This window comes from Serratia nevei, from assembly GCF_024160145.1.
Taxonomy (GTDB): Bacteria; Pseudomonadota; Gammaproteobacteria; order Enterobacterales; family Enterobacteriaceae; genus Serratia; species Serratia nevei_A.
The window spans coordinates 34,430-44,651 of record NZ_JAMYWQ010000039.1; the positions used below are offsets into that span (position 1 = coordinate 34,430).

The following is a 10,222-nucleotide window of genomic DNA, read 5'->3' on the forward strand; positions in this document are numbered from 1 at the left end:
AGACGGGCGCCGCCTGGCGCCCGCCAACGAAATCGATCAGTAGCCGCCGCCGGCGCTCTGGGTCTGGTGGCCCAGCGCGGTCAGCAAGCTGGCCAGCAGGCTGGAAGCGCCAAAGCGGAAATGCCGCGCGTCGGCCCAGCCTTCACCCAGGATACGATCGGCAAGTTGCAGGTAATGCAGCGCGTCTTCCGCGGTGCGCACGCCGCCGGCCGGCTTGAAGCCCACCGTCTTCGCCACGCCCAGATCGCGGATCACCGACATCATCAGCTCGGCGCTCTCCAATGTGGCGTTGACCGGTACCTTGCCGGTGGAGGTCTTGATAAAGTCCGCCCCGGCCTTGATGGCGATCTCGGACGCCTTGCGGATCAGATCGGCCTGCTTCAGCTCACCGGTTTCGATGATCACTTTCAGCAGCACGTTGGCCGCCTGGCAAGCCTGTTTGCACTGTTTCACCAGCTCAAAGCCGACCTGCTCATTACCGGCGATCAGCGCGCGGTAAGGGAACACCACGTCCACTTCGTCCGCGCCATAGGCGATGGCCGCACGGGTTTCCGCCAGCGCGATGTCGATGTCGTCGTTGCCATGCGGGAAGTTGGTCACGGTGGCGATACGAATGTCCGGCGTGCCTTGCTCGCGCAGCGCCTTACGCGCCACCGGGATAAAACGCGGGTAGATGCAGATGGCCGCCGTGTGGCCGGCCAGGCTGTTGGCCTGACGACAGAGCGCGATCACTTTCTCGTCGGTGTCATCGTCATTCAGCGTGGTTAAATCCATCAGGTTCAGCGCACGTTGCGCTGCTGCGGTTAATTCGGTCATAAAACTCTCCAACTGAGTACCTGGGTGTTGGCGAGCGGACTTGGTTCCATGAAGATAGCGCTGGGGAACGGCGTTCCCGCGGCGGCAACTGAGATCCTTCTCACCGCACATGGCCTCCGCCTTGCGGCCGGCCAGTAATAGCTATTTGAACACGAATGCCGGAGGCGATTCGCGTTCATCGTCACACTATATGAAATAGCACTGTAACAGACCGGAATTATATGTGAAGAGCATCACAAAATAACGCGATATCGTTCACAAATTCGCTAAAGAAGCGGCTGAAGATCGCGGGTACGGCAAGCCCCCGCGTTGCTTAGAGTATAGGCGGAGTCCCGCGATCGGTCGCGCCGTCGCGGGCCCCGTGATGGCTTACAGCGCCAGGAAGAAGCCGGCGATGGTGGCGCTCATCAGGTTGGACAGCGTGCCCGCCGCCACGGCTTTCAGACCGAAGCGCGCGATGTCATGGCGACGGTTGGGCGCCATGCTGCCCAAACCGCCCAGCAGGATCGCCACCGAGGAGAGGTTGGCAAAGCCGCACAGCGCAAAGGAGATGATCGCCTTGGTGTGGGCCGACAGCACCTGCAGGCCTTCCGCCGCCACCACGTCGTCCGGGCGCAGATAGGCGCCGAAGTTCATGTAGGCGACAAACTCGTTGACGATGACCTTCTGGCCGATGAACGAACCGGCAGTCATCGCTTCGCTCCACGGCACGCCGATCAGGAAGGCGATCGGCGAGAACACCCAGCCAAGGATCAGTTCAAGCGACAGCTGCGGATAATCGAACCAGCCGCCGATGCCGCCGAGAATGCCGTTAAGCAAGGCGATCAGCGCGATAAACGCCAGCAGCATCGCGCCGACGTTCAGCGCCAGCTGCATGCCGGAAGCCGCGCCGGAAGCCGCCGCGTCGATCACGTTGGCCGGGCGATCCTCTTCGGCGATCAGCTTCATCGCATCGTCTTTATCGTGGGTCTGCTCGGTTTCCGGCACCATCAGCTTGGCGAACAGCAGCCCGCCCGGCGCGGCCATGAAGGACGCGGCGATCAGGTATTCCAGCGGCACGCCCATCTGCGCGTAGCCCGCCAGCACCGAACCGGCCACCGAGGCCAGGCCGCCGCACATCACGGCGAACAGTTCTGACTGGCTCATGGTGGCGATATACGGGCGCACCACCAGCGGCGCTTCGGTCTGGCCAACGAAAATGTTGGCGGTCGCCGACAGCGATTCGGTGCGCGAGGTGCCCAGCAGCTTGTGCAGGCCGCCGCCCAGCACGCGGATCACCAACTGCATGATGCCGAGGTAGTACAGCACCGCAATCAGCGAGGAGAAGAACACGATCACCGGCAGCACGCGCAGCGCGAATACGAAGCCGCCGCCGCCGAACACCTCGAACATCTTGTCGGACACCAGCCCACCGAAAATGAACGAAATGCCCTGATTGCCGTAGGCGATAACGTTTGCCACGCCGTTAGACATACTGCCGAGGATGCTGCGGCCCAGCGGCACGTAGAGCACCAGCGCGCCGATGCCGATCTGGATGATGAACGCCCACACGACGGTGCGCAGTTTAATCGCCCGGCGGTTGCTGGAGAGCAGCACCGCAATGGCGATCAGCACCGCCATACCGACCAGACTCATGATGAGTTGCATGCAAAGTTTCCCTGTTGCAAAAAATAAAGTACATCCCTGCTCATGAAGAGAGGTCTGCTATTGGAGTGTTTCGGGGGGGATTATACTGGGCGAGGTCACCCTCGCACCGATTTATGTCACAAATGCATACAACAAGACGCAAATGAAAATCTTATAACGTGATGCAAGTCACGTTATGACTGCATCAATTTGGCATGGCAAACAGCGCTTGAGTATTGCGCTGCAGATGGGCGGCGATCTCGTCTTCCGGTTCCGGCCGCAGCTCGCACAGCGTGCGGAACACCTCGGCGGCGCGTTCGGGGCGATTCGGCTGCCCCTGATAGCCGGCCAGCGGCATGTCCGGCGCATCGGTCTCCAGCAACAGCGCCTCGAGTGGCAGCTGCGCCATCACGCCGCGCGTTTTCTGCGCCCGCTCATAAGTGATGGTGCCGCCCACGCCGATGTAATAGCCGAGGCGGATAAAGGCCTGCGCCTGCGACAGGCTGCCGGCGAAGCCGTGCACCACGCCGCAGCGCGGCAGCTGCACGCGCCGCAGTGCCGCGGCCAGCTGATCGTGGGTGCGGCGCGAATGGAGGATCACCGGCAGGTCATGCTGTTTCGCCAGCCTCAGCTGAGCCAGCAGCACGCTTTGCTGGCGCTCGAACTGTGGGTTGTCCATGTACAGATCGAGCCCGATCTCCCCCACCGCCACCAGCTTGCGCGGCCGTTCGGCCAGCAGCGTTGCCAGCTGTTCCAGCTGCGGCTCATGATGCTGCGCGATATACAGCGGGTGCAACCCCAGCGCGGCGAACAGCGGCGCGTGATCCTGCGCCAGCCGCAACACCCGGGCAAAGCGATCGGCGGTGACCGTCGGGACGATGATGCGCTGCACGCCGGCGCTGGCCGCCCGCGTCAGGCTCTCAGCCTCATGCCCGGTAAAGGGCGGAAAATCGAAATGGCAGTGGGTATCGGTAAAGGCGTAACTCACAGCGCGCCCCCTTCACCCGGCGGCAGATCGCTCGGCAGAATGATCTTCGGCGCCGCTACCGCGGCCTCCGGCTGCGCGCTCAAATCGTGCGGCATGGCGATGTCGGTCACGATCGGCGAAGGCATTCTGACGTTTTCCGGCTGGATCAGGCGACGCGACAGCGTTTTTTTGACCTTCATGCCGTCCGGTTCCTGCTGCGCCATCCACTGCCCGACGGTGGCCAGGAAGTAGCGTCCGCAGCGGCGCCCCAGGTGATAATCCTGATTGAGCGAACCCAACCGGCTGCCCAGCGCATTGCTGGCCAGCGGCTTCGGCGGGAATATCTCGAAGATGCGCAGCTTGCCCGGCGGCTTTTCGATAAAGCGCTGGATGCGGTGATAGCTTTGCTCATGATGCTGCAGGATGCGCACCATCTGCTGCAGGCTACTGTCGCTCAGCCAGTGCTCCATGCGTTTCATCCACTGCGGGGTATAGTACATCTGCGAAGGCACGGTGCGGATCACCACGATGGTGTCGGCGCCGCGACGATAGGCCTCTTCCACCGGGATCGCATCGCTGATGCCGCCGTCCTGATAACTGACGCCGTCCAACTCCACGCCCTGGCGATAAAAACCGGGAATGGCGCTGGATGCCTTGATGGCCGGCAGCCAGCGTTCGCGCTGCGCCGGCAGATAGGTCGGCTCGAAATCATCGCTGCGGCAGGCGCACAGCAGGAATTCACGCCCGTCGGTAAAGTGCTGTTCCGCCACGTCCATCGCCAGCGGCATCTGCGCCGCCGCCGTATCGACCAGCCAATCGAGATCGATCAGATGCCCGCCGCGCACGAAGCGCAGCGGATTGAAGAACTGGGCCGAGGTGGTGTAACGGGTGATCACCCGACGCGCGTAGCCCACCTGCCCGCAGATATAGGCGGACAGATTCTGGGCGCCGGCCGACGTGCCGATCAGCAGATCGAAAGGGTTAAAGCCTGCGCGCTGAAACTCGTCCAGTACGCCGGCGGTGAAAATGCCGCGCTGGCCGCCGCCTTCGCAGACCAGCGCCATCTTGCCTGGCCGAAAGGGTTTAGAGGCCAGCGGTTCTATATTACCGAGCGTGATGGGTATTCTGTATCCCAACTTGGCATCCTCAGTGAGACGTTTTTTCCGAGGATACCGCGTCTCGCGCTCTTCCGTAATCCTCTTGCAGTACGCCGGCGAGGAAATCGTTGCTGCCGGCCAGCCAGGCGCCATCGCTGCCGCCCCCTGCTGCCCACGCCTGCCATACCTGGCCTTTCAGCTGTTTCCAGCGCCCGACGATGATGTCGCTGTTCATGGCCGGCCCTCCCCGACGTGAGAAAAGGAGTTAAGCTTTGTTACAGTTTGCGGGAAAATGCCGGCCGGCTAAGGGCGCCGGCGGCCGGTGAACAGGCTGACCAGGAACAGGATGATACCGACGACGAACACCACTTTGGCGGCCCATGCAGCGGTGCCCGCCAGCGAACCGAACCCCAGCGCCGCAGCGATAAGCGCGATGACTAAAAAGATAATGCCCCAACGAAACATAAGCTTCTCCTTACCATTGTGAAAAAATTCGCTGCCGCCTAGCGCCCCGACAACGGGAGACCAACGGCAAATCAGTTTCTTTTTTTGGTGGTACATGCCGGGCCATCTTCACGGCCCGGCAGATGCGGCTTGTTGTTGCTGGTTACGGGCACCTGGCGGAATTACTGCTTGATCACCAGGTCGTTTTTCACGCTTTTCACGCCGTCGATGGCCTTGGCGATGCTTTCCGCACGCTCAGACTGCGCCTGCGTTTTCACCTCACCGGAAAGCTGTACCACGCCATCGGTGGTTTCCACTTTCACATTGCGCGACGGCACGATGTCATCGGCCAACAGCTTGGCTTTCAGCTCGCTGGTGGTGGCGGTATCGCCGGCATACGATTTGAGCGACTGAGTGGATTCATCTTTCACATGCAGCTTGTCGCTGACGGTCTTGACGCCTTCTACCTTACCGGCGAGCGCGACCGCATGCTCCGCCTGCGCCTGGCTGCCGACGAACCCGCTCAGGGTCACGGTGCCTTTTTCGGTTTTCACCGAAATGTCAGAACTTTTGATGGTCTTATCTTCCACCAACGCACTTTTAACTTTAGCCGTTATCGCGCTGTCATCCATGTAACCGTCAACTTTTTTCATGGAGCTATCGATTTTGGCACCGGCACTGTCCGCGGCGTTAGACGCCTTGTTGAGCAGACTGTCTTCGGCCAGCGCACTGCCGCTTACCAAAACAGAACCCAATACGACAGCCATCAGCGAGCGTGCAAATTTGGTCTTTTTCATCGATCTCTTCCTTTTGTTGGGGGCCCTCAGCGCCAGAGCGCCGGAACCCTGCGGCCACCTTCACGCGGCCTTCTCGGTAAATACTTCATCATCGCTATACGATTAAGCGTTCACGACAGGAGTATAGCAACGGCCGTGCCAACTCAAAAAACACCTTAAAAATCAAAGAAAAAAATTCAGAAGTCGAACTTTTAGCCAAAAAACCGTCGTCTATTGGCGACAGGCTAAGTTACACAAAACTGAAACAAAGCTATCTCATTGATATTTAAAGACACTGACTGTCTCCTATCGGCAACACATCAGAATAACTCACCAAACAAGCAACGTATTACAGTGATTTACTCTCAAGCGATGGGCGGACATCTCGTTAAAGATAGACCATCAGACGGAAAACGCAGGGCTAACGAACATCGCCTGGCGATAGCGGTTCGCAGGATAAAATATGAGGAAGATTTATTAATTAGTGCAGTGAGGATAGGAGAAGCGTGCAGGGCGCACTGGGCGCCCTGCCGAGCGATCAGTGTTCGCGGGTTTTGCGGAAGGTCACGTCAGGATAACGTTCCTGCGTCAGGTTGAGGTTCACCATGGTCGGCGCGATGTAGGACAGATTGTCCCCACCGTCCAGCGCCAGGTTGATCTCGTTCTTGCGCTTGAACTCTTCGAACTTCTTCACGTCGTCGCACTCGACCCAGCGCGCCGTCGACACGTTGACCGATTCGTACAGCGCTTCCACGTTGTACTCGCTCTTCAAACGCGCCACCACCACGTCGAACTGCAGCACACCGACCGCACCGACGATCAGATCGTTGTTGGCGATCGGACGGAACACCTGTACCGCGCCCTCTTCGGACAGCTGCACCAGCCCCTTCAGCAGCTGTTTCTGCTTCAGCGGATCGCGCAGGCGAATGCGGCGGAACAGCTCCGGCGCGAAGTTCGGAATACCGGTGAACTTCATGTCTTCACCCTGGGTGAAGGTATCGCCGATCTGAATGGTGCCGTGGTTGTGCAGGCCGATGATGTCGCCCGGGTAGGCTTCTTCCACGTGCGAACGGTCGCCGGCCATAAAGGTCAGCGCGTCGGAGATCACCACGTCTTTGCCGGTGCGCACCTGGCGCAGCTTCATGCCCTTCTCGTAGCGGCCGGAAACCACGCGCATGAAGGCCACGCGGTCGCGGTGTTTCGGATCCATGTTGGCCTGGATCTTGAAAACGAAGCCGGTGAATTTCTCTTCCGCCGCCGTCACTTCGCGGGTGTCGGTTTTGCGCGGCATCGGCGCCGGCGCCCAGGCCACCAGACCGTCCAGCATGTGATCCACGCCGAAGTTACCGAGTGCGGTACCGAAGAACACCGGGGTCAGCTCGCCGCTCAGGAAAGCCTCCTGATCGAACTCGTGGGAAGCCCCCTGCACCAGCTCCAGCTCATCGCGCAGCTGCGCCGCCAGATCTTCACCCACCGCCGTATCCAGCTCCGGATTGTTCAGGCCTTTGACGATGCGCACTTCCTGGATGGTGTGGCCTTTACCGGTCTGGTACAGATAGGTTTCATCCTTGTACAGGTGGTAAACACCCTTGAACAGCTTGCCGCAGCCGATCGGCCAGGTGATGGGCGAGCAGGCGATCTTCAGTTCACGCTCGACTTCATCCATCACCTCCATCGGATCGCGGATGTCGCGGTCCAGTTTGTTCATGAAGGTCAGGATCGGCGTGTCGCGCAGACGGGTGACTTCCATCAGCTTACGGGTACGATCCTCAACGCCCTTGGCGGCGTCGATCACCATCAGACAGCAGTCGACGGCGGTCAGGGTACGGTAAGTATCTTCGGAGAAGTCTTCGTGTCCCGGGGTATCCAGCAGGTTAACCAGGCTGTCGCGGTACGGGAACTGCATCACGGAGGTGGTGATCGAGATCCCACGCTGCTTTTCCATTTCCATCCAGTCGGATTTGGCGTGCTGGCTGGAGCCACGGCCTTTTACCGTACCGGCGGTCTGGATCGCCTGTCCGAACAGCAGCACTTTTTCGGTAATGGTGGTTTTACCGGCATCGGGGTGCGAGATGATGGCGAAAGTTCTTCTTTTGGAGACTTCGCGGGCAAATTCACTAGGAGACATGGTTTTCAGGTTCTACGGTTAGTCCGCCCTGCGACATCATCAGAACGCGCCGATCGCGGCGCCGGGCAAAGCGGTGAATAAAAGATAACAGCCGGGCATTTTCGCCGATTTGCCAACCGGTGACAATCAATGCTTTTACCGGCCGGGCGGATTACGCCAGCGGCAGTGCCATCACGATCGCGTCTTCGCGGCCGTGGGCGCTCGGGTAATAATTGCGGCGCACGGTGACCTCGTTGAAACCGAGATCTTCATACAGTGCGATCGCCGCCTGGTTGGAGGCGCGCACCTCCAGCCACAGCGTCACCACGCCACGGCTCTCCAGCTGTTCGATCAACGCACTGAGCAGCAGGCGGCCAAAACCCCGGCGCTGCCACTGCGGATGAATGGCGATGTTGAACAGCGTGGCTTCGTCCAGCACGATCTGGGTGATGGCGAACCCCGCCATCTCCCCGTCGGCGCTTAGCTTCAGGTTAAGGTAGCGATCGCCCTGATTACCGGCGAAGGTGGTTTCCGTCCAGGGAAAAGCGTGGCTGGCTTGCTCAATCTTGTAGGCCGTGGCCAGGTCGGCCGCCGTCAGGGTAGAAATCGTGTTCATGATGACAAATCTGCTGCCAGAGGGCGCGTTTGGCCCCCGCGTCTTGGGAAAGCTCGGCCAGGGCCGGGCTGTGTAGCTGCGCGCCGGCGACCGCGAGCGGTTCCGCCACGCCCAGCCGCCAACTGTTGCATGCGGTCTCTTCAGGCAGCATCGCCACCTGCTCCGGCGTCAGGCTGCAGGTTTGCGCCGGTGTCAGCCCCAGGCTGCGCAGCACGTCGCAAAACAGCGGATCGTCGGGCGCGGGCAGCGTCTGCGCCACCACCAGCAGGCGCGCCTCGGGTGGCAAGCTGACCGCCACTTCGCCCTGCAACACGCCCGGGCGGCGCAATGTCCACTGCGTAATCCCCAGTTGTTGTAACAGCCAGTCGCGTTTTGATGCCATGCCGATTCCTACCCGTTGTGGTGCGCCATGCCTGCCATGCGCCGCGCTATGCTAACAAACCCGCGCAGCCCGCGCCAACAAACCCGTCGAACATATCGCCACAAAGCTCTATAATCCCCGGTCTCATTTCCAGGAGCCAATATCTGATGTCTGCATTAACCCCCGCCAGTGAAGTCATGCTGCGCCACAGTGATGAATTTATCGAACGCCGCGTGCTGTTTGCCGGCGACCTGCAGGACAGCCTGCCGGCCCAATTCGAGGCCGCGGACGTGCGCGTCCACACTCAGCAATACCATCACTGGCAGTTACTGAACCGGACGATGGGCGATAACGTGCAGTTCGGGTTGACCGTCGATCCCGCTTTCGTCGCCGACTGCGACACGCTGGTTTACTACTGGCCGAAGAGCAAGCAGGAAGCGCAATTCCAGCTGTGCAACATCCTGGCGCTGCTGCCGGTGGGCGTAGACGTGTTCGTGGTCGGTGAAAACCGCAGCGGCGTGCGCAGCGCCGAGCCAACGCTGGAAGGCCACGTGGCGCTGGTGAAAATCGACAGCGCGCGCCGCTGCGGCCTGTATCACGGCCGCCTGGACGCGCAGACCGAGTTCGACCTGAACGACTGGTGGGACAGCTATCAGCTGCACGATCTGGAAGTGAAAACGCTGCCGGGCGTGTTCAGCCGCGACGGCCTGGACGTCGGCAGCTCGCTGCTGCTGTCGACGCTGGAAAAACACATGAAAGGCAAGGTGCTGGACATCGGCTGCGGCGCCGGCGTGATGGCCTCGGTGATGGCCAAGCTGTCGCCGAAGGTGAAACTGACCCTCAGCGACGTCAACGCCGCCGCGGTGGAATCCAGCCGCGCAACGCTGGCCGCCAACGGCATCGAAGGCGACGTGATCGTCAGCAACGTTTACTCCGACATCACCGGCCGTTTCGACATGATCATCTCCAACCCGCCGTTCCACGACGGGCTGCAGACCAGCCTGACCGCCGCCGAAACCCTGATCCGCGGCGCGGTGAAACACCTGCCGATCGGCGGCCAGCTGCGCATCGTCGCCAACGCCTTCCTGCCGTACCCGGACATTCTGGACGCCACCTTCGGCAGCCACGAAGTGCTGGCGCAGAACGGCCGCTTCAAGGTGTATCAGGCCACCGTCGGCCGCCCACCGCGCGCGCCGAAGAAGAAATAATTCGCCGTTGGCGCAAAACGACAAAGCGCGGCCTGAGGCCGCGCTTTTTTTTGGTTCATCGCGTTTTACCGGGGAACGCTGCTTTGATTTTCAGGAAGAAGTAAGCGTTATCCCGGTATCCATAAGCCATCCGCTTCATCACCTTTATCTTATTGTTCATCCCTTCCAGCACGCTGGTATTCAACCGGTGTCTGGCACTCGCGA

General features: G+C 60.6%; 12 protein-coding genes. 1 reads left to right on the forward strand and 11 read right to left on the reverse strand.

Annotated features, from left to right (window positions below):
- Window positions 1-36: 36 nt before the first annotated feature.
- From deoC to M6G53_RS20990, 10 genes are all read right to left on the reverse strand, one after another.
- Window positions 37-816, reverse strand: coding sequence for a deoxyribose-phosphate aldolase (deoC, locus tag M6G53_RS20945; protein WP_253334240.1), 780 nt, complete (start codon window positions 814-816; stop codon window positions 37-39).
- A gap of 369 nt (window positions 817-1,185) precedes the next feature.
- Window positions 1,186-2,463 carry a NupC/NupG family nucleoside CNT transporter gene (locus M6G53_RS20950; RefSeq protein ID WP_253334242.1) on the reverse strand — a complete coding sequence of 426 codons (1,278 nt, stop codon included), beginning with the start codon at window positions 2,461-2,463 and terminating at the stop codon, window positions 1,186-1,188.
- Window positions 2,464-2,647: 184 nt separating this feature from the next.
- A complete protein-coding gene (locus M6G53_RS20955) occupies window positions 2,648-3,430 on the reverse strand; it encodes a TatD family hydrolase (protein ID WP_253334244.1) in 783 nt (260 codons plus the stop codon).
- A complete protein-coding gene (locus M6G53_RS20960) occupies window positions 3,427-4,545 on the reverse strand; it encodes a patatin-like phospholipase family protein (protein WP_253334246.1) in 1,119 nt (372 codons plus the stop codon). The genes M6G53_RS20955 and M6G53_RS20960 overlap by 4 nt, the downstream gene beginning before the upstream one ends.
- 10 nt (window positions 4,546-4,555) lie before the next feature.
- Window positions 4,556-4,741: a CsbD family protein gene (locus M6G53_RS20965; protein ID WP_253334248.1), complete on the reverse strand. Its 186-nt coding sequence runs from the start codon at window positions 4,739-4,741 to the stop codon at window positions 4,556-4,558.
- Between the two features lie 68 nt (window positions 4,742-4,809).
- A complete protein-coding gene (locus M6G53_RS20970; RefSeq protein WP_004933089.1) occupies window positions 4,810-4,971 on the reverse strand; it encodes a DUF1328 domain-containing protein in 162 nt (53 codons plus the stop codon).
- Between the two features lie 161 nt (window positions 4,972-5,132).
- Window positions 5,133-5,747 (reverse strand): molecular chaperone OsmY, encoded by a 615-nt coding sequence (osmY, locus tag M6G53_RS20975; RefSeq protein ID WP_253334250.1) that lies wholly within the window; start codon window positions 5,745-5,747, stop codon window positions 5,133-5,135.
- Window positions 5,748-6,264: 517 nt separating this feature from the next.
- Window positions 6,265-7,854: a peptide chain release factor 3 gene (gene prfC / locus M6G53_RS20980; RefSeq protein ID WP_060440800.1), complete on the reverse strand. Its 1,590-nt coding sequence runs from the start codon at window positions 7,852-7,854 to the stop codon at window positions 6,265-6,267.
- 151 nt (window positions 7,855-8,005) lie between these two features.
- Window positions 8,006-8,449, reverse strand: coding sequence for a ribosomal protein S18-alanine N-acetyltransferase (gene rimI, locus M6G53_RS20985; protein WP_253334252.1), 444 nt, complete (start codon window positions 8,447-8,449; stop codon window positions 8,006-8,008).
- Window positions 8,394-8,831, reverse strand: a complete 438-nt coding sequence (locus tag M6G53_RS20990) for a DNA polymerase III subunit psi (protein WP_253334254.1) — start codon at window positions 8,829-8,831, stop codon at window positions 8,394-8,396. The genes rimI and M6G53_RS20990 overlap by 56 nt, the downstream gene beginning before the upstream one ends.
- 146 nt (window positions 8,832-8,977) lie before the next feature.
- On the opposite strand from M6G53_RS20990, the gene rsmC reads away from it, so the two are divergent.
- Window positions 8,978-10,018 carry a 16S rRNA (guanine(1207)-N(2))-methyltransferase RsmC gene (gene rsmC / locus M6G53_RS20995; protein ID WP_110157290.1) on the forward strand — a complete coding sequence of 347 codons (1,041 nt, stop codon included), beginning with the start codon at window positions 8,978-8,980 and terminating at the stop codon, window positions 10,016-10,018.
- A 55-nt stretch (window positions 10,019-10,073) separates the two neighbouring features.
- Here rsmC and M6G53_RS21000 read toward each other — a convergent pair.
- Window positions 10,074-10,222 (reverse strand): transposase (locus tag M6G53_RS21000; protein ID WP_253330089.1); only part of this gene is annotated, 149 nt, incomplete at its 5' end.

What these genes read in the sequence shown, in the direction of transcription:
- deoC (WP_253334240.1), bottom strand. Translation starts at nt 816, where the DNA reads ATGACCGAATTAACCGCAGCAGCGCAACGTGCGCTGAACCTGATGGAT.
- M6G53_RS20970 (WP_004933089.1), bottom strand. Translation starts at nt 4,971, where the DNA reads ATGTTTCGTTGGGGCATTATCTTTTTAGTCATCGCGCTTATCGCTGCG.
- M6G53_RS20965 (WP_253334248.1), bottom strand. Translation starts at nt 4,741, where the DNA reads ATGAACAGCGACATCATCGTCGGGCGCTGGAAACAGCTGAAAGGCCAG.
- rsmC (WP_110157290.1), top strand. Translation starts at nt 8,978, where the DNA reads ATGTCTGCATTAACCCCCGCCAGTGAAGTCATGCTGCGCCACAGTGAT.
- M6G53_RS20950 (WP_253334242.1), bottom strand. Translation starts at nt 2,463, where the DNA reads ATGCAACTCATCATGAGTCTGGTCGGTATGGCGGTGCTGATCGCCATT.
- M6G53_RS20990 (WP_253334254.1), bottom strand. Translation starts at nt 8,831, where the DNA reads ATGGCATCAAAACGCGACTGGCTGTTACAACAACTGGGGATTACGCAG.
- rimI (WP_253334252.1), bottom strand. Translation starts at nt 8,449, where the DNA reads ATGAACACGATTTCTACCCTGACGGCGGCCGACCTGGCCACGGCCTAC.
- osmY (WP_253334250.1), bottom strand. Translation starts at nt 5,747, where the DNA reads ATGAAAAAGACCAAATTTGCACGCTCGCTGATGGCTGTCGTATTGGGT.
- prfC (WP_060440800.1), bottom strand. Translation starts at nt 7,854, where the DNA reads ATGTCTCCTAGTGAATTTGCCCGCGAAGTCTCCAAAAGAAGAACTTTC.